Source organism: Arthrobacter sp. zg-Y895, assembly GCF_020731025.1.
GTDB lineage: Bacteria > Actinomycetota > Actinomycetes > Actinomycetales > Micrococcaceae > Arthrobacter_B.
In genome coordinates this window covers 125,537-145,670 of the sequence record NZ_JAJFZY010000005.1, presented here as the reverse complement: position 1 = coordinate 145,670, position 20,134 = coordinate 125,537, and the positions used below count along the sequence as shown (strand labels likewise).

20 protein-coding genes and 1 pseudogene are annotated in these 20,134 nt (G+C 65.5%); 15 read left to right on the top strand and 6 right to left on the bottom strand.

Annotation, left to right across the window (positions count from 1 at the left end):
- Positions 1-31 precede the first annotated feature (31 nt).
- Positions 32-1,069 carry a polyphosphate kinase 2 gene (ppk2, locus tag LJ760_RS11620; protein ID WP_227923123.1) on the top strand — a complete coding sequence of 346 codons (1,038 nt, stop codon included), beginning with the start codon at positions 32-34 and terminating at the stop codon, positions 1,067-1,069.
- A gap of 118 nt (positions 1,070-1,187) precedes the next feature.
- The gene (locus LJ760_RS11615) at positions 1,188-1,967 is read left to right on the top strand and encodes an alpha/beta fold hydrolase (protein ID WP_331460721.1); all 780 of its coding nucleotides are present in this window, start codon (positions 1,188-1,190) and stop codon (positions 1,965-1,967) included.
- On the opposite strand, the gene LJ760_RS11610 is transcribed toward LJ760_RS11615, so the two are convergent.
- Positions 1,964-2,536 carry a GNAT family N-acetyltransferase gene (locus LJ760_RS11610; protein WP_227923121.1) on the bottom strand — a complete coding sequence of 191 codons (573 nt, stop codon included), beginning with the start codon at positions 2,534-2,536 and terminating at the stop codon, positions 1,964-1,966. The genes LJ760_RS11615 and LJ760_RS11610 overlap by 4 nt on opposite strands.
- A gap of 267 nt (positions 2,537-2,803) precedes the next feature.
- Between LJ760_RS11610 and LJ760_RS11605 the strand changes: the two genes are divergently transcribed.
- The 3 genes from LJ760_RS11605 (at position 2,804) to LJ760_RS11595 (ending at position 7,211) form a co-directional block, all read left to right on the top strand.
- Positions 2,804-6,169 (top strand): DEAD/DEAH box helicase, encoded by a 3,366-nt coding sequence (locus LJ760_RS11605; RefSeq protein WP_227923119.1) that lies wholly within the window; start codon positions 2,804-2,806, stop codon positions 6,167-6,169.
- 218 nt (positions 6,170-6,387) lie between these two features.
- Positions 6,388-6,648 (top strand): hypothetical protein, encoded by a 261-nt coding sequence (locus tag LJ760_RS11600; protein ID WP_227923117.1) that lies wholly within the window; start codon positions 6,388-6,390, stop codon positions 6,646-6,648.
- A gap of 110 nt (positions 6,649-6,758) precedes the next feature.
- Positions 6,759-7,211, top strand: a complete 453-nt coding sequence (locus tag LJ760_RS11595; RefSeq protein ID WP_227923115.1) for a MarR family winged helix-turn-helix transcriptional regulator — start codon at positions 6,759-6,761, stop codon at positions 7,209-7,211.
- Between the two features lie 33 nt (positions 7,212-7,244).
- On the opposite strand, the gene LJ760_RS11590 is transcribed toward LJ760_RS11595, so the two are convergent.
- The gene (locus LJ760_RS11590; RefSeq protein ID WP_227923112.1) at positions 7,245-7,895 is read right to left on the bottom strand and encodes an FMN reductase; all 651 of its coding nucleotides are present in this window, start codon (positions 7,893-7,895) and stop codon (positions 7,245-7,247) included.
- A gap of 245 nt (positions 7,896-8,140) precedes the next feature.
- Here LJ760_RS11590 and LJ760_RS11585 point away from each other — a divergent pair, with 245 nt between their 5' ends.
- Entirely contained in the window at positions 8,141-8,674 is a 534-nt protein-coding gene (locus LJ760_RS11585; RefSeq protein ID WP_227923110.1) for a hypothetical protein, read from the top strand.
- A gap of 80 nt (positions 8,675-8,754) precedes the next feature.
- Here LJ760_RS11585 and LJ760_RS11580 read toward each other — a convergent pair whose 3' ends face one another.
- A complete protein-coding gene (locus tag LJ760_RS11580) occupies positions 8,755-10,425 on the bottom strand; it encodes an FAD-binding dehydrogenase (RefSeq protein ID WP_227923108.1) in 1,671 nt (556 codons plus the stop codon).
- 187 nt (positions 10,426-10,612) lie between these two features.
- On the opposite strand from LJ760_RS11580, the gene LJ760_RS11575 reads away from it, so the two are divergent.
- A complete protein-coding gene (locus LJ760_RS11575) occupies positions 10,613-10,756 on the top strand; it encodes a hypothetical protein (protein WP_227923106.1) in 144 nt (47 codons plus the stop codon).
- A 127-nt stretch (positions 10,757-10,883) separates the two neighbouring features.
- On the opposite strand, the gene LJ760_RS11570 is transcribed toward LJ760_RS11575, so the two are convergent.
- Entirely contained in the window at positions 10,884-11,120 is a 237-nt protein-coding gene (locus LJ760_RS11570; RefSeq protein ID WP_227923105.1) for a YegP family protein, read from the bottom strand.
- A gap of 127 nt (positions 11,121-11,247) precedes the next feature.
- Between LJ760_RS11570 and LJ760_RS11565 the strand changes: the two are divergent.
- The 3 genes and pseudogenes from LJ760_RS11565 to LJ760_RS11555 form a co-directional block, all read left to right on the top strand.
- Positions 11,248-11,661 (top strand): annotated as a pseudogene (locus LJ760_RS11565) (very short patch repair endonuclease); the annotation flags it as partial.
- 143 nt (positions 11,662-11,804) lie between these two features.
- On the top strand, positions 11,805-12,497 hold the full coding sequence (locus LJ760_RS11560) for an HAD family hydrolase (protein ID WP_227923104.1): 693 nt from the start codon (positions 11,805-11,807) through the stop codon (positions 12,495-12,497).
- A gap of 13 nt (positions 12,498-12,510) precedes the next feature.
- Entirely contained in the window at positions 12,511-12,729 is a 219-nt protein-coding gene (locus LJ760_RS11555; protein WP_227923103.1) for a hypothetical protein, read from the top strand.
- A gap of 28 nt (positions 12,730-12,757) precedes the next feature.
- Here the strand turns inward: LJ760_RS11555 and LJ760_RS11550 are convergent, their stop codons facing one another.
- Together LJ760_RS11550 and LJ760_RS11545 are read right to left on the bottom strand one after the other, a co-directional pair.
- Positions 12,758-15,211, bottom strand: coding sequence for a Tex family protein (locus LJ760_RS11550; RefSeq protein WP_227923102.1), 2,454 nt, complete (start codon positions 15,209-15,211; stop codon positions 12,758-12,760).
- A 54-nt stretch (positions 15,212-15,265) separates the two neighbouring features.
- Positions 15,266-15,559: a DUF503 domain-containing protein gene (locus LJ760_RS11545; protein ID WP_227923100.1), complete on the bottom strand. Its 294-nt coding sequence runs from the start codon at positions 15,557-15,559 to the stop codon at positions 15,266-15,268.
- Between the two features lie 78 nt (positions 15,560-15,637).
- On the opposite strand from LJ760_RS11545, the gene LJ760_RS11540 reads away from it, so the two are divergent.
- From LJ760_RS11540 to LJ760_RS11520, 5 genes are all read left to right on the top strand, one after another.
- Positions 15,638-16,126 (top strand): DUF2243 domain-containing protein, encoded by a 489-nt coding sequence (locus LJ760_RS11540; protein WP_227923098.1) that lies wholly within the window; start codon positions 15,638-15,640, stop codon positions 16,124-16,126.
- Complete coding sequence (locus LJ760_RS11535; RefSeq protein WP_227923095.1) at positions 16,119-16,898, top strand: cytochrome c oxidase assembly protein; 780 nt, start codon at positions 16,119-16,121, stop codon at positions 16,896-16,898. The genes LJ760_RS11540 and LJ760_RS11535 overlap by 8 nt, the downstream gene beginning before the upstream one ends.
- 95 nt (positions 16,899-16,993) lie before the next feature.
- The gene (locus tag LJ760_RS11530; RefSeq protein ID WP_227923094.1) at positions 16,994-18,208 is read left to right on the top strand and encodes a type III polyketide synthase; all 1,215 of its coding nucleotides are present in this window, start codon (positions 16,994-16,996) and stop codon (positions 18,206-18,208) included.
- On the top strand, positions 18,205-18,936 hold the full coding sequence (locus LJ760_RS11525) for a class I SAM-dependent methyltransferase (RefSeq protein ID WP_227923093.1): 732 nt from the start codon (positions 18,205-18,207) through the stop codon (positions 18,934-18,936). The genes LJ760_RS11530 and LJ760_RS11525 overlap by 4 nt, the downstream gene beginning before the upstream one ends.
- Entirely contained in the window at positions 18,926-20,131 is a 1,206-nt protein-coding gene (locus LJ760_RS11520) for an FAD-dependent oxidoreductase (RefSeq protein ID WP_227923091.1), read from the top strand. Before LJ760_RS11525 ends, LJ760_RS11520 begins: the two co-directional genes overlap by 11 nt.
- Positions 20,132-20,134: the final 3 nt, after the last annotated feature.

Here is a 20,134-nt window from a genome sequence, read left to right as displayed (position 1 = left end):
TTCCCGTTCCAAACCTCCCGCAGGAGATGTCATGGCAACCAGTAAAAACGGCACCAAGGAAGTTTCGGCCCGGCAGCCGTCAGCAGCCAACGGACTCGCGGCGGATGAGCAAAGCCTGGACGGCCAGCGCGTGGCGGTCGCGGAGGACTATGCGCAGGAACTCGACGAGCTGCAGGAACTGAAAACGAAGGGCAAAAAGCTCAAGATCAAGGTCGACGACGACGCCTGGCGCCAGAACTACCCCTACGACACCAAGCTCAGCCGGCGCACCTATGACCGGCAGAAACGCCGGCTCCAGATCGAACTGCTGAAGATGCAGCTCTGGGTCAAGGAAACCGGGCAGAAAATGCTCATCATCTTCGAAGGCCGTGATGCCGCCGGGAAAGGCGGGGCGATCAAACGGTTCGACGAGCACCTGAATCCCCGCGGTGCACGCGTCGTGGCGCTGGAGAAGCCCACCTCCGAGGAGCAGACCCAGTGGTATTTCCAGCGGTATATCCGGACCCTGCCCAGCGGTGGAGAGATCGTGATGATGGACCGCTCCTGGTACAACCGGGCCGGCGTCGAACGCGTGATGGGGTACTGCACCCCGGCGCAGTACCTGGAGTTTATGCGGGAGGTTCCGGAACTCGAACGGATGCTCGTCAATTCCGGCACCCTGCTGCACAAGCTGTGGTTCTCTGTGGGCCGGGCGGAGCAGCTGGCCCGGTTCGCTGCCCGGGAAACGGATCCCGTGAAGCAGTGGAAGCTCTCCCCCACCGACCTGGCCAGCCTGGATAAGTGGGACGCGTACACGGAGGCGAAGGAAGCCATGTTCTTCTACACGGACACCGGAGACGCGCCCTGGACCGCGGTGAAGTCCAATGACAAGAAGCGTGCCCGGCTCGAAGCGATGCGCCATGTGCTCAGCACAGTGGAATATCCGAACAAGGACACGTCCATTGCGCATGCACCGGATCCGCTGATTGTTGGACGGGCCTACAACCATTTTGAAGAGGACGATGAACCGCACGGTAGTTTCCCCGTGGTGAAACCGCAGGGAAACGCGACGACGCAGGCCGCGGGGTAGCTGCAGTAGCCGTGCTGCTCACGGCTTAGGCTCCGGCCAGTCGCTCCGCCTGCGCGGGCAGGAGCACGCATAGGATCGCGGGGTGATAGCCCGCGAAATAGGAAACGGCCGACCCTTGGTGCTCATACACGGGTTCGGCGTAGACCACCGGATCATGCTGCCCCTGGAAAGCACCCTTGGCGACCTTGCCTGGCGGCGCATCTATCTTGACCTTCCGTGGGCGGAGCACGGTTCGCGGAAGCCTGCCGCCGGCGCCCAAGAGGTGGCAGACGGCGTCGTCCAGGAAATCCGGGACCGGCTGGGCGACGAGCCGTTTGCCGTGATCGGGAATTCCTTCGGCGGCATGGTGGCCCGGCACGTTGCCCATACCCTGAAGGACCAGGTGCTCGGGTTGGCAACCCTGGCATCGGTGTTCACGGCGATCCACGAAGACCGGATCCTGCCGCCCCGGCAAGTAATTCACCGGGACCCGGCCCTAATTCATGCCGCGGCAGAAGGCGCATCCGACTTCGCGGACGAGGCGGTCCTGCAGACGGCCGGCACTTTTGCCGCCTTCTCCGAATTCGTATTCCCGGGCCTCCGGGGCGCGGATCAGGCACTCATGGAACAGATTGCCGCGGACTATGCGCTGGATGCGGAGCCCGAGCTCGCCCACCCGCAGCCGTTCGAAGCACCGTCCCTGCACATTTTCGGCAGGCAGGACCATGTCACAGGGTATGAAGACGGCTGGGCAGCGCGGGATCATTACCCGCGTGGCACCTTTACCGTGCTGGACGCCGCCGGACACAACCTCCACCTCGAACGTCCCGCGCTGGTCTCAGCTTTGGTGCGGGATTGGATCGAACGCGTCGAAATCCATGTGGGCTCTGGTTCACCGGCATCCGCCGGACTGTCCTAGCCCGCGGCCCGGTATTCCTCCTCCAGCATTCCGAGCAGCACCTGCTCGTGGAACTCTCCGCGGTGGAACACGGCGGCGCGGCGTCGTCCTTCCTCCCGGAACCCCAGCGAGCGATACAGATGGATGGCCCGCGAGTTATAGGACCATGTCTGCAGTTCGGCCTTATGCGCACCCATTTCCTCAAAGACAATCCGCAGTCCGAGCTGCAGGGATTCCCGGCCCAGGCCCTGGTCCTGGAATTCCGGGCTGATGATAATTGCCATAGTGGCAATCCGTTCCGGAACGGATATACCCCAGACGCTGATATGTCCGATCAGCTTTTCTGCTGGATTGACAATGCTGTAGCCGAAACCGGACGGTGATTCGTTCTTGCTCCAGGTCCGGAACATGGCTGCCGCGGTCTCCTGCGGACGGACGGTGACCCGGTCCTGCTGGAGGATCGCCTGGGACGGGTCATTCCACCACGCGGCCAGGTGTGCGAGGTCCTGTTCACGAAGCTCTCGGAAGCGGACCCGCTCGCCGGTGAGCATTGAAGAGGACCATTCCTGAAGACCCGCAGAATCATTCATGCGGCGATAATAGCGCACGGGTATTTGGGAGCCGGGACTGCACCGGGGGCTTAAAGCGGAGGAGGACGGACGCGGACGACGACGGTCCGCTCTGACGCGTGAAACGGCGGTTCCACGCTGGTACCCGACCAGGAGGAAAGTAAAACGCAGATCACGCCATTGTGACCCGCGCTACTAACATCCTAAACAGGGCACCCCGGACCCTGCCAAATCCCGCGAAAAAACCCGACGGCGGAAACCGTCAGTACCGCGTGAGACGATAAAACCATGCTCGAAACCCCTCCGCTCGTAGACGTTACCGACGTCATCCGCGTGGTCGGCGGATCGGCGTTTCAGCGGGGCCAGACCTACGCCAAGGGTGGCGCCGTGGAGGCCCTGGAGTGGGATGCGCAAGGCGAGGTGCTGCGCGCGTCTGTCCGCGGCAGCGCGTCGGTCCCCTACCGGACCATGCTGCAGCTCGGCGCTAAACGCCAGGGCGACTACCGCCTGCTGGACAACCACTGCAGCTGCCCCCTCGGTTTCGACTGCAAGCATGTTGCCGCGGCAGCGCTGCAGAGCAACACCGAGCATTTGATTTCCCGGCAGGAGCTCTCCGCCCCTGTCCTACGGCCATCCGTGCCGGCCTGGCAGCAGTCGCTGCAGACCCTGATCGATGCGGATCTGGCAGACAGCACCAAGCCCACGGAAACCACTCCCCTGGCACTGCAGTTCGAACTGCGGAACTTTGCTGCGGCAGCTGCGCCCCGCTGGGGCGCGCCCACCCCGCGCAGCCGGCACCGGGCCACGCCCTTCCGCCTGGGGGTGCGTCCGGTGGTGCGCAACTCCAAGGGCAACTGGGTCAAGAACAACCTGGCGTGGAGCAATATCAGCTACCAGACCTACGGGCTGCGGCTGGATCCGGACCAGCACCGCTGGTTCTCCCAGTTCCCGGCCCTGCACCGCTCCAACGGCGTGAGCTACTTCGGGCAGAACGATTCGTGGCTGTACCTCGACGACTTTGCCAATCCCCTGCTCTGGCAGCTGCTGGATGAAGCGGTGCGGCTGGGCATCCCGTTTGTCGGCACCAAGAAGGACGCCGCCGTCCGCGTCGGGAAACTCGCCACCCTGTCCCTGGATGTCCGGGCCGCCGGCGGGGACACTCCGGCGCCGCTGCAGCTGCTGCCGACGCTCGAAGTGGACGGCTCGCCGGTTCCGCTGGAAGATACCGGGATCATCGGCAGCCACGGTATCTACCTCCGGTCGCCGCAGAACACCATCACGCTGGCACCTACGGCCAAGACCCTGACGGAACAGGACAAGGGCCTGCTGCTCCAAGGCGCCCCGGTAATGGTGCCGAAGGCAGACGCCGCGGTATTCCTCGAGAAGTTCTACCCGCGGCTGCGGCAGGTCCTGCCGGTCACCAGCAGCGACGACTCCGTGGAGTTCCCCGAGATCGAGCCGCCCGCGCTGCTCCTCACCGCCGCCTTCGGCCCCGAGGACCAGTTGACCCTGACCTGGAACTGGGTCTATCAGCACGGCAGTTCCTCCACCCGGCTGCCGCTCACCCGCACACCCCAGAGTGGCAAGTCAGGGGCAGCGGACGACGGCGATACCTCCTACCGAGACATCCCCGCCGAGGCGGCACTCCTGGCGGCTGTGGGGAAAACCCTGCACGCGGTACCCCGCAACCGGATCCTGCGCGAGATAGAGGCCGCCGAATTCACCGAGCATGTCCTGCCGGAGCTGGAGAAGCTCGACGGGGTGCGGGTGGAGATCGAGGGAAACCGGCCCGATTACCGGGAGCTGCTCGAGGCGCCGAAGCTGAAGATCACCACGGTGGAAACCGAACGCCGCGACTGGTTCGACCTCGCCGTGATGGTCACTGTGGAGGGCCGGCTGGTGCCGTTCGCGGACATCTTCAAGGCCATAGCGCAGGGCAAAACCAAGCTGATGCTCGTGGACCGGACCTACCTTTCCCTGGACCGTCCCGAGTTTGAACATCTCCACGCGCTGATCAATGAGGCGCAGGGCCTGCAGGAATGGGATACCGGAGAACTGTCCATCAGCCGTTACCAGGCCGGACTGTGGTCCGAGCTGGAGGAACTGGCGGAGGAAACCGAGGAAGCCGTCGCCTGGCGGGAGTCCGTCTCAGCCCTGCTGGACTTGGAATCCGTGGACCCGGTGCCGCTTCCCGCCGGGCTCCAGGCCAGCCTGCGGCCGTATCAGCAGGACGGTTTCAACTGGTTGGCGTTCCTCTGGGACCACGGCCTGGGCGGGATCCTGGCCGACGATATGGGACTCGGCAAGACCCTGCAGACCCTCGCCCTGCTTGCCCACGCCCGGGAACGGCAGGCGCAGGAAGAATCGGCCGCACAACAGCGAGCCGAAGAACCAGCCGCGGTAGCTCAACCCCGCCGGCCCTTCCTGGTGATTGCCCCCACCTCGGTGGTTCCCAACTGGGCGTCCGAAGCCGCACGCTTCACACCGGGGCTGAAGGTGGTGACGGTCTCCGACACCAGCGGCAAGTCCCGCGTACCGCTGGCCGAGGTGGTGGCAGGGGCCGACGTCGTCCTCACCTCCTACGCTGTGTTCCGGCTGGACTTCGCTTCCTACCGGAAGCTGGAGTGGGACGGGCTGATTCTGGATGAGGCGCAGTTCGTCAAGAACCGGGTGACCCGCGTGCATCAGTGCGCCCGGGACCTGCCCGCGCCGTTCAAACTGGCCATCACCGGCACCCCGATGGAAAACAACCTGATGGAGCTCTGGGGGCTGTTCGCCATCGTGGCGCCGGGCTTGTTCCCCTCCGCCCGCAAATTCGCCGACGAATATCAGCGGCCCATTGAACGCGGCGACAGCCCGGAGCTGCTGGCACGGCTGCGCCGGCGTATCCGGCCGCTGCTGATGCGCCGCACCAAGGAAGCCGTGGCCAAGGACCTGCCGGAGAAGCAGGAGCAGATCCTTGAGGTGGAACTGCACCCGAAGCACCGCAAGATTTACGAGACGCATCTGCAGCGCGAACGGCAGAAACTCATGGGCCTGATCCAGGACATGGACCGGAACCGCATGATCGTCTTCCGTTCCCTCACCCTGCTGCGCATGCTCAGCCTCGATGCTTCACTCGTTGAGCCGGAGGAGTACGACGGTGTGCCCTCGGCGAAGCTGGACGTGCTCTTTGAGCAGCTCGAAGACATTACTGCCGAAGGCCACCGCGCCCTGATCTTCAGCCAGTTCACGTCCTTCCTGAAAAAGGCCGCCCAGCGCCTGGACGAGCAGGGCATCAAGTACGCCTACCTCGACGGCTCCACCCGCAACCGGGCCGAGGTGATTGCCTCCTTCAAGGACGGCGTAGTCCCCGTGTTCCTGATCAGCCTCAAGGCCGGCGGATTCGGGCTGAACCTCACGGAGGCGGATTACGTCTTCCTGCTGGATCCGTGGTGGAACCCGGCCGCGGAATCCCAGGCGGTGGACCGCACGCACCGGATCGGGCAGAAAAACAACGTCATGGTGTACCGCATGGTCGCCCGCGACACGATCGAGGAAAAGGTCATGGCGCTGAAGGAGCAAAAGGCGAAGCTGTTCTCGTCCGTAATGGACGACGACGCCGTCTTCAGTTCCGCGCTCACCGCCGACGACATCCGGTCGCTGCTCCAGTAGCGGAACTGCGTTGGGTCTGCTGCAGTAACGGGCCTGTATCAGCCGCGGATCCCGACGTGAATTCGGCCACCCTGCATCTGAGGACAGCCGCTCAATCCCGCGCCGGCGCCGGGATCGGCCAGATTCTACGGCGCATGGAACCGGTTACTTTGGAAACAGGGCCCGCTTCCGCCGTCGGACGGCGTCGGGCCGAGCAACATGCGTACCAAGGAAAGGCAATGAGCGTCCAGGAATCAACGCTGGTCCGGCCGGTCGAGACTCGCCCCAAGGATGAAGACGATCTGGTGCACATTTTCTGCACCCCCTGCAAGCGGCGGGCACGCAGCCGTGCACGCCGCCCGGTCCCCTACTGCGGCAAACAGATGCCCAACCGTCCGCTGCAGGACGATACCGGCGACCTTCCCGTGTGCGCGGTGTGCCTGGACCTGGCCCGGTCCGCCCCCTGTCCCCGGTGCGGCACCCAAGCCCGCTTCGACTGAGCCGAACCCTGGTGCTTGGTCCGGCGTGGCGCCCAAGCCCTCTTCGACGGCGGCCTACTGCCTGCACCACTGCCATTCCCTGCACGGGGTTTGATTTGTACAGTGGAGTGATGGCGAATCAGGAGCGTCCCATCGGATTCTGGCTCAAGCTCGTCGACCAGCTGGTCGACGACCAATTTGGCGCCAGCTTCGAAGAACATGGCGTGACCCGCCGGCAGTGGCAAATGATGAACCTGCTGGTTGAGGGCCCCGCTACCCAAAAAGAGCTGTCGGACGGCCTGCGCCCCTACTTTCCCGCGGTGGAAACCGGCACCTCCGCGGAGCTTATCGAGGAACTGCGGGAATCCGGCTGGGTATTGCTGGAGAACGGCCAGTACCAGCTCACCGACCTTGGCAGCCGAAGCCTGGAGAATCTCCGCGGTGCGGTGGACCGGATTCGGCAACTGATGACGGACAACATCACCGAAGAGGAATACACCGCACTGCTTGCCGTCCTGCAGCGGATGGCCGGCAATCTGGGGTGGGACGGCGACGTCGCGTCCGGCCCCCGCGTGGACACGTAGGTTTAGCGGTCCGTAACTACTAGCGCTCCGTAACTACTTGCGCTGTGTCTGGGCGAGAAGTTCCTCGAAGGACAGAGACTGCGCCGGATCCCGGCGCTTCTGCACCGGGGCATCCCCCAGCAGCGCCACCAGTTCTCCGGCAGCACGGCGGACCCGCTGATCCAGGGAACCGGTACCGGTTTCGCCCGTCCCCCAGTCGCCCGGTGCGGCGTAGACAGCGGTTGGAGCCACCCGCGCGCGGAGGTAGCTGAACATCGGACGCAGGGAGTAGTCCAAGACCATGGAGTGCCGGGCACTGCCGCCGGTTGCACCGAGCAGTACCGGTTTGCCGTCCAGTGCGGTGTTGTCTACGACGTCGAAGAAAGACTTGAACAGTCCGCTCATGGACGCGGTGAAGACCGGAGTGACTGCCACCAGCGCATCAGCGGCAATCAGCTCATTAATCGCCGCTTCCAGGCGCGGCGCCGCGTAACCCGTCACCATGTTGTTGGCTATGTCGACGGCGTATTCGCGCAGTTCGAAGGTCGTGACGCTGGCGCTCAGCCCAAGCCCCTCGATTTCAGCCTTGGCCGCCGCTGCCAGGGCGTCGGCAAGCATCCGGGACGACGACGGAATACCCAGGCCGCCCGAAACCACGACAATCCTGCGATCCACCATGTTGGACTCTTCTTCATGCTTTTGCATGTTCATCTCAACTGCGGCGGTGGCGGCGTTATTCCTGCGCGGAAACCCCACCGGGCGCAGCGCCAAAGCCGGCGGTGCCCGGGTAATCCTTCCGGCGGACTCAGGCCTTGGCTCCATCCGGATAAAAACACCGTGAATCTCCCCCGGAGTGGGGAGGCGCAGTGGCGAAATCTTGGCTACGCTGGGCCGAAACGAGCGTTTTGTCATTTCCGCAAACCGCTGGCCCAAAGCACCTAAGGGGAAAAATGAGTACGCCTTCGAACTACAACTACAACGCCTTCAGCGGGGGACAACCTGCTGCCCCTCCTGCCGCGCCGGAGCGTCCGGCCGCAGTGGAGCGTGGTTTTTGGCTCCTGATCGCCTCCGCCGTTGTCAGCCTCATTGCCGGAATCCTCTCCATTGTCACCCTGATGTCGGATGAGGGCCGCAGCGAACTTGCCCGGGTCAGCGGGCTCAGCTCCGCTGAAGCGGACACGGCAGTAACCATCGGGATTGTTACCGGCGTTGTGATCGGCGTGATCAGTGTTGCGGTCAGCGTCCTGTTCGCCGTGTTTGCACGGAAGGGACACAACTGGGCACGCATCGTCATCACCGTGTTCGCTGCGCTTTCCCTGTTCGGCCTGGTCGGAATCAACGGCTCCCTCGAGGGGATCCTCAGCCTTGTTTCCATCCTGCTGATCGTTGCCGCCGTGGTGCTGTTCTTTACCGCCCCGGCCACTGCCTACTTCAACCAGATGAAGCAGTACCGCCAGGCGAAGTCCCTGGGCTACGCCGGCTAAACCCGCTGCACCGCAAAACTGTACCTCCGCTGGCCGGGCCACCTCCAAGGTGTCCCGGCCAGCGGTCTTTGGGAGTCCGGTTAGCCGGCCGCAGCCCGGCCGGCAGCTCGTCCACTGAACAGGCACCCACCGAGGAACGTCCCTTCCAGCGAGCGGTAGCCGTGCATTCCACCGCCGCCGAAACCGGCGGCCTCCCCTGCTGCGAAAAGGCCGGGGACCGGGGCGCCGTCGTCGGCCAGGACCCGGGACTGCAGGTCCGTCTCCAGCCCGCCGAGGGTCTTGCGGGTCAATACGGACAAGCGCACGGCGATCAGCGGTCCAGCCTTCGGATCCAGGATGCGGTGGGGTGCAGCGGTGCGGATCAGCCGGTCCCCCAGATAGGTGCGTGCCCCGCGGATGGCGGTCACCTGCGAATCCTTCGTGAACGGGTTGCGGATTTCCCGGTCCCTGGATTCCAGTTCATGCCGCACCGACTCCGCCGACAGTTCCGGCGCGTCGCCATGCACGGACGAACCTTTGGCCAGCAGGTTCATGCCGGCAACGAGCTCCTCGACGGAATTGGCGGTAATGAAGTCCTCACCGTGGTCCAGGAACGCCTGGACGGGGGCAGGCACTCCGGCCGTGGCCCGCTTCAGGACGTCCCGGACTGATTTTCCGGTGAGGTCCGGATTCTGTTCGGAACCGGAAAGCGCAAATTCCTTGCGGATGATCGCCTTGTTCAAAATGAACCAGCTGTAGTCGGAGCCGCTGCGGCGCAGGTGCTCCAAGGTGCCCAGGGTGTCGAAACCCGGAAACAACGGCACCGGCAGGCGGTTTCCGGCCGCGTCCAGCCACAGCGAGGACGGACCGGGCAGGATGCGGATTCCGTGGTTCTTCCAAACCGGGTCCCAGTTCCGGATTCCTTCCACGTAATGCCACATGCGGTCCGGGTTGATCACCCGCCCGCCGGCAGCCTGGGCAATTCCGATGCCCCGCCCGTCCACGTGCTCGGGCACCCCGCTGAGCATGTTCGTGGGCGCAGGTCCCATCCTCCGGGGCCACGCTGCCCGGACGGCATCATGATCCCCGCCGATGCCACCGGTGGTTATCACCACGGCGGAGGCACTGAATTCGAAGTCCCCGACGACCTTGCGGCTGGACGCGGTGCCGCGCGGCGCCGTCGTCGGCTCCAGGACGCTGCCGCGCACGCCGGTCACGGCTCCCCCGGTCAGGACCAGGTCATCGAGACGGTGGCGGAACGCGAAACGCACCAGCCCGCGTTCGACGCCGTCGCGCACCTTGGCCTCGAAAGGCGCGGTGATCCCCGGCCCCGTGCCCCAGGTGATGTGGAAGCGCGGAACGGAGTTCCCTGGTCCGTTGGCGCCGTATCCGCCGCGCTCGGCCCAGCCCACCACCGGGAAGATCCGGTGCCCCATCTGCTGCAGCCACGCCCGCTTCTCCCCTGCGGCGAAATGCACGTACGCTTCGGCCCACTTCCGCGGCCAATAATCCTCCTCGCGGTCAAAACCCGCGGTGCCCAGCCAGTCCTGCCAGGCAAGCTCCACGGAGTCCTTCACCCGGAGCCTGCGCTGTTCAGGCGAATCCACCAGGAAAAGCCCGCCAAAGGACCACCACGCCTGGCCGCCCAGCCCCTGGGATCCCTCCTGCTCAAGCAGGATCACCGAGCGTCCGGCGTCCACGAGTTCGGCTGTGGCTACCAGGCCGGCGAGCCCGGCTCCAACAACAATGACGTCCGCGTCTTTTGGCTGCATCCGGCTCACGCTACCGGCGACAACGGGTACTGGCCAGCAGCTTGGTGCAGGCGTGTCCGCAGCCGCTCCTCAAGCCCGTGTGTGCCCCTAAGGGCTTCTAGACTCGGGCAGAGGTTTCTAGACTGGAGATAGGGCCGCTAGAGCCGGCGTATGCCGGTGTCGGCTGGAAACGAATCGGAGAAACCGCATGAGCGAACAGAGCGCCAACGAGGAAAAAGACTCCAACCGGACGCATTCGCAGGAGCCGTCCGAAGGTGAGACCAACGAGCAGGAAAACGAGCAGCGCGAGCACACTCAGGAGCCGGCCGAAGGTGGCGAAGACCAGGCCTGAGTGGGGTTTTTCGGCCCGGGCCCGGGCCTGGAGCCTGCGCCCGGCGGTGAGGAAGCGTTGCGACAACGGAACAGACCTCCGGTTCCCGGTTAGGGAGCCGAAGGCCTGTTTTGTTTGTTCGTCGTCGTCAGCTGGCTGCTGCCTTAGGGGCCGACTTCTTGGCTTCGCCCAGCACATCCGAATCCCGGCTCTGGTCGACTACAGGACCTGTTCCCGCAATCTCCCGCAGCTGCGCGATCCCAGCCGCTGCTTCCTGCTTGGTTTCAAAAGTCGTGGACACTGCCATCAGCGTTCCGTCGCCGGCAATGAGCTTAATGCGGAAACTTCCCTCGTGGGCGTCCACCAGCTTGAAGTAGCCCGACATCGCTTACCTCCTTGTAAGGGGTCTATCAGTGCCTTCAATGCTAAGTCACCTTATGAGTTTGCGGATCCCCCGCCGCAAGAATCGAGTAGTGCGAAATGCAATTGTGATCTGTTCCTAGACTGGACCCATGGCCGATACCGTCAGTCCGGAGCAGCGCAGCCGCAACATGTCGCGCATCCGGGGCAAGAACACCAAGCCTGAACTCCTGATCCGCGGAATCCTCCACGCCGCGGGTTACCGGTTCCGGTTGCACGGCTCCTTCGGTAAGACCAGCCTTCCGGGCAAACCTGACCTGGTTTTCGCCGGGCGCAGGAAAGTCCTCTTCGTCAACGGTTGCTTCTGGCACTTCCACTCCTGCCGGGCCGGACAGCACGCTCCAAAGACCAATAGCGAGTTCTGGGCCGCGAAACGCAAACGCACCGTCGAGCGGGATGCGGCGGCCCAGGAACGGCTTGCGGCCGGAGGTTGGGACGTCCTGGTGGTCTGGGAATGCGAACTTCGGGACCGCAGCATCCTCGAAGAACAACTGCGTACCTTCCTGGGCCCGCCCGGACAGGTTCGCGCGACGACGGCGGCCAACGGAGCCAACGGGTCGACGCCGGCGGAGGCGGCGTCGTCGTCGGCACGGCCACTAGACTTCGAACCAGAACCAGACAGGCTCCAAGGAAAACTGAGGCACACACCATGAGTAATTCGGACAACGGCAAGCGCGGAGTTCTTTTCGACGTAGACGGAACCCTGGTGGATTCCAACTACCTCCACGCCGTTGCGTGGTGGCAGGCCTTCCGCCGGATGGAACATGACGTTCCGATGTCCGCCATCCACCGCGCCATCGGCATGGGCGGCGACAAGCTCGTGGAACACCTGCTGGGCGAAGACCGAAACAAGGATGAGGATGAGCAGCTCGATGCCACACACGGTGCCATCTTCTCCACCTGGTGGCCGTCGCTGCGTTCTTTTGACGGCGCCAGTGAACTCCTGAAGGCCTGCTCGAAGAAAGACCTCACCGTGGTCCTGGCATCCTCCGCTTCCGGAGCCGAACTCGAGTACCTGCGCACCGTTATCGACGCCGACTCCGCGATCACCGATGCCACCAGCTCCGCAGACGCCGAAGCCAGCAAACCCTCACCGGACATCCTCGAAGCTGCCCTGGAGGCCGGTGGCCTGGAAGCCCCGAACACCGTATTCGTGGGCGATTCAGTGTGGGACGTCAAGGCAGCCGGGGAGCTCTCCATTCCCACCATTGGCCTGACCTGCGGTGGCACGAGCGAAGCCGAGCTGCGCGAGGCAGGCGCCCAGGAAGTCTACGAAAACCCGCGGGCACTTCTTGCCGCCCTGGACACCAGCCTGCTGGGCGAACTCCTCGCCCAGGGCTAACCGAGAGGACACTGTGACTACTGAACCCACCGGCCCCGCAAACGACGCCGAGGATCCGCTCGGTCCCAGCGCCCCGCAGCCCGGCCCCACCGGCGAACCCCGGAGACCGGGCCGCGCCTCGCATTCCGCCGGCAACATCCGCGACGATCAGGGGACCTCACCCGCCGGCGCGGTCCCTGCCGCACAGGACAAGGCGGACGAAGCAGCCGAGGCCGAAGGCCCCGCCGAGTAACCAGCGGGGGCAAGAGGCGACGGTCGGGCTATTTCAGCAGCCCGGCCGCCCGCAGCGCATCCGCCATGGCCCCGGTGGGTGCGCTGGCCTTCGGGGCGTTGGCCTTCGGGATGCCGGCCTTCGCTGTGCCGGGTTTCTCGGCTTTGGACCTGGCGGCGCCTGACTGCGTATTGCCTGGCTTGGTGCTGCCTGCCGTGGGGCTGCCCGACTTGGTTCTCTCGGCTTTGCGACTTCCCTGCGCGGGGCGTCCGGACCGGCCGCCCGGCTCCGCGGCGTCGTCGTCAAGCCGCAGCGTCAGCGAAATCCGTTTCCGTTCCGGGTCTGCCTCCATCACCTTGACCTTCACCACCTGTCCGGACCGGACCACCTCGCGTGGATCCGAAATGAAGGTGTGCGACATCGCGGAAATATGGACCAGCCCGTCCTGGTGGACTCCCACGTCCACAAAGGCTCCGAAGGCAGCCACGTTGGTGACCACGCCGTCGAGGATCATTCCCGGACGCAAGTCCGAAATCTTCTCGATTCCCTCCGAAAAGCTGGCTGTTTCAAAAGCGGGCCGCGGGTCCCGCCCCGGCTTCCGCAGCTCGGCGATGATGTCCAGGACGGTCGGAAGGCCTACCTGGTCATCCACGAACGCTGCCGGGTCCACGCCCTCCAGGGCCGCTCCCGACGCACTCATGGTCGCCCCGGCCGCGGCAAGGACCTTCCGCGCAATCGGGTAGGACTCCGGGTGGACGCTGGTCCCGTCCAGCGGCTCCTTTCCGCCGCTGACACGCAGGAACCCGGCACACTGTTCAAAGGCCTTCGCCCCGAGCCGAGGCACCTTCATCAGGTCCTGCCGGCGGGCAAACGGCCCGTTCGCATTGCGGTAAGCCACGATGTTTTCGCTGAGCAGCGGACCGACGCCGGCCACCCGGGCCAGCAGCGACGGGGACGCCGTGTTCACATCCACCCCCACGGCATTCACGCAGTCCTCAATCACCGCATCCAGGGAACGCTCCAGCTTCGCCGGAGTCACGTCGTGCTGGTACTGGCCCACCCCGATGGACTTCGGATCGATCTTCACCAGCTCCGCCAACGGATCCTGCAGCCGCCGGGCAATCGAGACGGCGCCGCGCAGGGACACATCCATCCCGGGCAGCTCGGCCGAGGCAAGGGCGGACGCTGAGTACACCGACGCACCCGCCTCGGAAACCACCAGCTTGCGCACGGACCCGCCGGGCACCTGCCGGATCAATTCGGCTGCGAGCTTATCCGTTTCCCTGGAAGCGGTGCCGTTGCCGATAGCAATCAGTTCCACCCCGTGCTGCTTCACCAGATCGGCCAGCGTGGCCAGGGCGTCATCCCAGCGGCGCACCGGCGCATGGGGATAGACCGTATCGGTGGCAACCACCTTGCCGGTGCCGTCCACCACGGCAACCTTCACGCCGGTACGCAGCCCGGGATCGAGCCCCAGCGTGGTCCGGTTCCCAGCTGGTGCGGCCAGCAGCACATCCCGCAGGTTGGCCGCAAATACCCGCACCGCCTCGGTTTCCGCGTCCGTAAAGAGGCGCACACGCAGATCCACCGCGAGCTTGGCCAGGATCCGGCGCCAGGCCAGCTGCACGGTGGTCATCAGCCATGGGTCAGCGGGACGCCCGCGGTCCGCCACCCCCAGACGGGCCGCCACGGAGCGTTCGTATCGAGCGCGGGCCGCAGCCAGGGCATCGGCATCGGCCGGATCCCCCTCCGTCAGGGCCAGTTCCAGCATGCCTTCCTTTTCGCCGCGGAACAGGGCGAGGACGCGGTGTGACGGCATACCGGAGGGCGACTGGGAAAAGTCGTAGTAGTCGGTGAATTTACGCCCCTCGGCTTCCTTGCCGGGACGCACCTGCGAGCGCATCCGGCCCTGGCGCCAGAGCTTCTCGCGTTGTTCGGTCAACAGGTCCGCGTCCTGTGAGGCCCGTTCGATCAGGATGGCGCGCGCCCCGGCGAGCGCCTCGGCTGCATCCGGGATTCCCTCGCGCACGTACCGCGCGGCTTCAGCGTCCGGGGAACGCCGGGGATCGGCCAGCAGTGCATCCGCCAGCGGTTCCAGTCCCGCTTCCCGGGCTATCTGTGCCTTGGTCCGCCGCTTGCTGCGGTAGGGCAGGTAGATATCTTCCAGTCGGGACTTGGTTTCGGCGCCGACGACGGCGTCCCGCAGTTCGTCCGTCAGCTTTCCCTGGGCAGCGATGGCCTCGAGGATGGCCCGACGCCGGTCCTGCAGTTCGCGCAGGTACCGCAGCCGCTCGTCCAGGTCCCGCAGCTGGGCATCATCCAGCGTGCCGGTGGCCTCCTTGCGGTACCGGGCGATGAACGGAACCGTGGCGCCGCCGTCGAGCAGGCCAACGGCCGCCCGGACCTGCCAGGGCGCTACCCCCAGCTCGGCGGCCAGTTGGGCAATCACCTGCTCGTCGGTGGACCCGGAAACATTGACTGGTTCTACGGTGCTAAGACTCACCCGGCCAATTGTTCCCCATTTATCCGGCGGATGGGCGGATGCGGAGCGCGGCGACTAGTCCTGCTCGGTGAACAATTGACGCCGGGCGCTCAGCAACTCCACTTCCGGCCGGCCCGCCACCAGCCGTTCCGCGGCATCCAGCACGTCCACCACGTGGGCACGGTCCGCCGCAACAATGCCCACGCCTATCCCTGACCGGCGGTGCAGGTCCAGGGAGCCGACCTCTGCGGCGGACACATCGAATTTGCGCCGCAGTTCGGCAAGGATGGGCCGGACGACCGACCGTTTCCCCTTGAGCGAATGCACGTCCCCCAGCAACAGGTCCAGCTCGAGCGCCCCTATCCACATGGCTCCCATCCTTGCCGCAGACGCCGTGCATGTCACGCACCCCTGCGGCCGGTGCCGTGCCGGTGTTATGTTCGAAACATGAGTTCTCCCCTCCGCGAGCGCCGCTCTCCGCGGCTGCGCAACCTGGTTTCCGGCTTGCTTTTCGGGATCGGACTGGCTGCCTTCGTCGACGAAGTGATCTTCCACCAGCTCCTCCAGTGGCATCATTTCTACGACCGCTCCACTACGTCTGTTGGACTCTTTTCGGACGGGCTGTTCCATGCCTTCGGCTGGTTCGCCGTTGTAGCCGGCCTCTTCCTGTTCGCCGATCTGCGCAGGTGGCATGAAACCCTCCTGCAGCGGTGGACCGGCGGCGTCCTGCTGGGTGCCGGAGTGTTCCAGCTCTATGACGGCACGGTGCAGCACAAGCTCATGGGGCTTCACCAGATTCGCTACGAGGTGGATCTGCTCGTGTACGACACGGTTTGGAACGCCATCGCGGTGCTGTTGATCCTTGTCGGCGCGTTCCTTACCTACCGCACCCGCGCTGCCGTCCCGCGGGAATCGACAGCCTCAGCCGATGCATAACCACGGCAGCGACTTTCCCGTTGAGTCGCTGTTCTTCATTCCCGCCGTAGTTGCCCTGGTTGCCTACTGGGCGGGCGCGCGTTCGCCGCGCTCCGGCCGCTGGCCCTGGTACCGGACGGCTTTCTTCACGCTGGGCGTGGCCGCAGCGCTGGTCACGGTCCTGAACCCTTTGGCCGAACTGGCGCATCGGGATTTCGCAGTACTGAGCTTTTCGCATCTCCTGGCCGGGATGCTCTCCCCGCTGCTGCTGGTGCTCTCCCGGCCGTTCACCCTGGCACTACGCACCCTCGATGTTTTTCCGGCCCGCCGGCTCTCCCGGGTGCTGCGCAGCAGGTTCGCCCGGTTCCTGTCCTTCCCGGTCACTGCCGCACTCCTGAACACCGGCGGCATGATCCTGATGTTCCGTACCGGACTGCTGCAGGCAATGCAGGAGTCGATGCCGGTGCACTGGCTGGTGACCTTCCACCTGCTGGCTGCGGGCTACCTGTTCACGGCTTCCATAGTGGGACGGGATCCCTCCCCGCACCGGGCCGGTTATCGGCTGCGGGCAACCGTCCTGGTGCTTTCCATCGCTGCGCACAATATCCTCGCCAAGGGCATCTACGCCGACCCGCCTCCCGGTATCCCGGCTACGGCTGCGGAACACGGGGCGCTGGTGATGTACTACGGCGGTGGAATCCTCGAACTGGTGCTGATTGTGCTGCTCTGCCGCCAGTGGTATGCCTCAGCGCGGCCACGCGGCAAGGTCGCATCCGCCGTCCGCCCTCAGTAGCTTGAACGCCTCAAGCCGCGAAACCAGTAGCCGGGCCGAATCGTTCAGTTACCCCAACCATTGTGCAGAGCATCACCATCCCTTAACAATGGACTATGACGGTTACCCTCAGGTCCCTGGAAACTGCGATCCCGCCCACTGTCCTGGTGCAGTCCGAAGTCCGCGACACGTTCGCAGCCCAGCCCGGCCTGACCCGGCTGGGTGAGCGGCTGGTGCGTACCTGCTTCGATTCGGCGGCCATCGACACCCGCCGTACGGCACTGGCTGAACTTTCGCTCACCGACACCTCGGAGAATCCGAAGTTCTACGATGCCCGCAGCGGCCTGCTGCTGCGGCCCAGCACCAAGACCAGGAATGACATCTTCGCGGTGGAAGCCACGAAACTCTTCATCGAGGCCGCATCCAAGGCACTGGACGCATGTGCCGGTATCGCCCCGTCGGATATTACCCATGTGATCACCGTGTCCTGCACGGGCTTCTTCAACCCCGGCCCGGATTACAAGGTGACCCGGGCGCTGGGGTTGAATCCGTCCGTGCAGCGCTACCACCTGGGCTTTATGGGCTGCTACGGAGCCTTCCCGGCCATGCGCGCCGCCAAATCCTTCTGCGAGGCGGATCCCGGTTCCGTGGTGCTGGTGGTCAGTGCGGAGCTGTGCTCCCTGCACGTCCGCACGTCGAATGACCCGGACGCCATCATGGGGTCCTCACTCTTCGCCGACGGTGCCGCCGCGGCCATCATCACCGCCCGCGAAGACCTTCCGGACTCGGGACCGGCCATCCAGCTGGACCACTTCGAAACCATCCTGACCCCGGTGGGTGAGGAGGCCATGGCCTGGAACATCGGCGACGAAGGCTTCGAGATGGTGCTGGGCACCTACGTCCCGCACATCATCGACGACCACATTGTCGGTGCCCTGGAACCCCTGCTGGCGCACGACGCATCGGTCAGCTCCCGGCCCTACCGGGAGATCGAGCACTGGGCCATCCATCCCGGCGGCCGCAGCATCCTGGATAAAGTCGAGGCGAAACTCGAGCTGAGCGAACAGCAGCTGGTGCCGGCCCGGGAGACCCTGCGCACCGTGGGCAACATGAGCAGCGCCACCGTGCTGTTCGTGCTCAAGTACATCCTGGAACAGCCCTTCAGCGGGGGCAACGAACGGATCTGCTCCATGGCCTTCGGCCCGGGCCTCACCGTGGAGACGGGATTGTTCACCCGGGTCGGCGGTCCGGTGCAGCCGTCGGCAGCGGTGTCTGTGGATCTGGCAGAGCCAGCGGAGGCTGCGCCGGCAGAGGTCCCCGCCGCAGTATGATCGCCGTTTTTCCGTCCATGGCCACCCGGGCAGTGGACGCGGTGGAGGAAATGGACCGGCCCGACGCCGACCTGCAGCGCCTCGAGCGTACCTACGCCCAGTTCTGGCTGGTCAATGCGGTGGTCTCGGGGTGGCGGCGCAACTACGTCCGGTATCTCCGTCCGATCTTCGCGGCGAGTGGCGGTGGCACGCTGCTGGATATCGGTTCCGGCGGAGGGGACGTTCCCCGCTGCATTGCCCGCTGGGCGCGCAGGGACGGGTTTGCCGTGGAGATCACCGCCATTGACCCTGATCCGAGGGCGCACGCCTTCGCCTCCGCGCTGCCGCCGCTGCCGGGATTGTCCTTCCGCCAGGCGTACAGCAGCGAGCTGGTCTCGGAGGGGCGTTCCTACGACGTCGTGATTTCCAACCATATGCTCCACCATCTGGCGCCCGCGGAACTGCAGGCCTTGCTGGCGGACTCGAGGCGGCTGGGCCGCAGGCTCTGCCTGCACAGCGACATTGAGCGCAGCCGCTGGGCCTATGCCCTGTTCTCGGTCGGAACCTTGCCGTTTTTCCCGGGCTCGTTCATCCGGGCCGACGGGCTGACCTCCATCCGCCGCAGTTTCACTGCGGCGGAAATCGCCGAGGTGACACCCCAGGGCTGGCAGAGCCTGCAGCAGCGGCCGTGGCAGAACCTGCTGCTGCATCCACCGTGCTCCCGGGGAGCCGACCACCGTGCGGGCTGAGCTGCCGTCCGTCGCCGCGGAACAAGCCGCCTCGCCCGCTCCCCGCAGCATTCCCCGCCGCTCTTCCGATGTGGTGGTGGTGGGCGGCGGGCCGGTGGGCATGTATCTGGCCGTCCTGCTGCTCCAGGCGGGGGTATCCGTCCAGGTATTGGAACAGCGGCTGAACCGCAGCAGGCATTCGCGGGCCATCGGGGTGCATCCTCCGGCCCTGGCATCCCTGGCGCAGGCCGGCATCGCCGACACCATGACGCGGGAAGGGATCCGGATCAGCCAGGGGGAAGCCCGCAGCGCCGGGCGGACCGTGGCCCGGCTGGACTTCGCCGCTGCGTCGGCCCGGTACCCCTTTGTGCTGACCCTGCCGCAGATGAGAACCGAACAGCTGCTGGAGGAACGCCTCAGGGCCCTCGACCCGGGAGCACTGATCCGCGGCGCCCGGGTGGAAACCTTCAGCGACAACGGCGCCGACGTGCGGGTGCACGGGATCCACGGCGAAGAACCCTTCACCACAGAGGCGGGCCTCCTCGTGGCGGCCGACGGCGCCCGGTCATCGATCCGGTCCGCACTGGGCGGCGGCTGGGCTTCGCGCGAACTGCCGGATACCTATCTGATGGGCGACTTCCCGGACGGCACCGGGGACGGGACGCTGGCCGTGCTTTACCTCGAGGCGGAGGGGATCGTGGAGTCTTTTCCACTGCCCGGAGGCCTGCGTCGGTGGGTGGTCCATACCGATGCACTGCAGCAGGATCCCACTGCCTCCGGTCTAGCGGAGCTGGTGCGGCGGCGGACCGGGCACCGGCTGGAGGTGGACGGAAGCTCCATGCTGAGTGCTTTCGGCGTACAGATCGGCCGGGCGCCCCGGCTGGTTTCCGGACGCACGGTCCTGATCGGGGACGCGGCGCACCAGATCAGTCCGATCGGCGGGCAGGGGATGAACCTGGGCTGGCTGGACGCCGCTGCCGTTGCCCCGATCATCGCGGCATCCCTGCAGGGTAAACCGGTGGGCAGGGAGCTGCGGGAGTTCGAACGACGCCGCCGCCGGGACGCCGCCGTCGCCTCCGCCCAGGCACAGATCAACATGGCGCTGGGCCGTCCGCTGCCTGCGGGGGTGATGGCCCTGCGCAACGCCGGGCTGGAACGGATGTTCCAGGTCCCGGCGCTGGGCGGGGTCGTTGCACGGCGTTTCACCATGCAGTAGGCG